General features: G+C 45.8%; 2 protein-coding genes. One reads left to right on the top strand and one right to left on the bottom strand.

All coding sequences use genetic code 11. The features are described from left to right. Positions 1-104: 104 nt before the first annotated feature. On the bottom strand, positions 105-557 hold the full coding sequence (locus tag Q7P41_RS08590; RefSeq protein ID WP_303883494.1) for a DUF86 domain-containing protein: 453 nt from the start codon (positions 555-557) through the stop codon (positions 105-107). Positions 558-898: 341 nt separating this feature from the next. Here Q7P41_RS08590 and Q7P41_RS08585 point away from each other — a divergent pair. After that, positions 899-1,413 (top strand): ZIP family metal transporter (locus Q7P41_RS08585; RefSeq protein WP_303883492.1); only part of this gene is annotated, 515 nt, incomplete at its 3' end.

Below are 1,413 nucleotides of genomic sequence, written 5' to 3'. Positions count from 1 at the left end.
GGGTTGGTGAAGGCTTAGCTTCGAGGATTGAGCCTTTGCCTGCCTAAAAATGCTTTTCTTACAAATTATCATGTTAGAGTAAAATTCAAGGCTAAAGATCTGAACTAAATATCTGACTCCAAAGGCCTATTTTCTTCTAACTGAATTATTAATGGAATGATGGAAGCAATAAACTTCTCAAAATCGCCCAATTGCTCGGTTATAATTTCGTATAACAATTCCGGCGATACATCCTCGTAACCATGGACGAGACGATTGCACAGACCGACCATAGCAGAATAGGTGTCAAACTCCGAGGCCGAAATGACCTTTTTCTTGCTGAGCATTTTTAAGGCGTCACGTGCGTCACTCGGTGGGTAATTAAATTTTTTGGCAGCCACGTGATAGACTATGTCAATCATTGCTTCAATGCTCGTCTGCAAAAAATACTTTATGGCGCTCAGTATCAACGTGTCTTCGATTATTTTCTGTCGTCTGTAAGTTTTTACTATTCCGTTGATAGTATTCACTTGCTGACGAATGTAGGCTATCTTTCGTCTGAGGCGGGTCCGTGTCAAGAGTCATCGTTATGCCCCCACGATGCTCTTCAGGCATTCGATGTAGCGCGGGTAATTTTCCCCATAACGACGGCTCACGATCTCTATGAAATTGGTGATCGTTTCGTGATCTCGTTCGTAGATCAACCTTCTTTATAAGGTCCTCATCTATGCGAACCATGGTTCTCAACTTGCCTTTCTCTCCCTTTCGCCCTTTTAGCTTCCTCATTAATATATATTATACATATAAATAAACGAATGCTATCCGCGTTCTGCTGTAATTGAACCTTTTTTAATTTGAATGGCCATGCTATATTTATTACGTCAAACTAAATCAATTATGCATAAATGGGGAGGATGCGATGAATTTGACACAAGCATTCGTCAACTTAAGTCCCGTGATGCAGGCGCTCATCGCAACGCTTTTTACCTGGGGAGTAACGGCCCTGGGGGCTGCGGCGGTCTTTTTGACCAAAGAGGTGAGCAAAAAGCTGCTCGACAGCATGCTTGCCTTTGCCGGAGGCGTCATGATAGCTGCAAGCTACTGGTCCCTGCTTGCTCCTGCCATCGAGATGTCCGAAGGAAAGCCAACACCATCCTGGATTCCGGCTGCCATCGGGTTTCTGGCCGGTGGAGTATTTATGCGCATCATAGACATGATCCTTCCTCACCTTCATATAGGACTTGAAAAGTCCGACGCCGAAGGGATTAAAACCTCATGGCAGCGAAGCACGCTTTTAGTGCTTGCCATAACCCTTCACAACATCCCCGAAGGCATGGCCGTGGGCGTCGCCTTCGGTGCCTTACATTACGGGCTGCCTTCGGCTTCCTTGGCGGGCGCCGTGTCTTTGGCCATCGGCATTGGGCTTCAAAACTT

Source organism: Acetomicrobium mobile (assembly GCF_937920065.1).
Note: the sequence above shows the minus strand (reverse complement) of the source record. Positions and strands in the feature narration are given on the sequence as shown.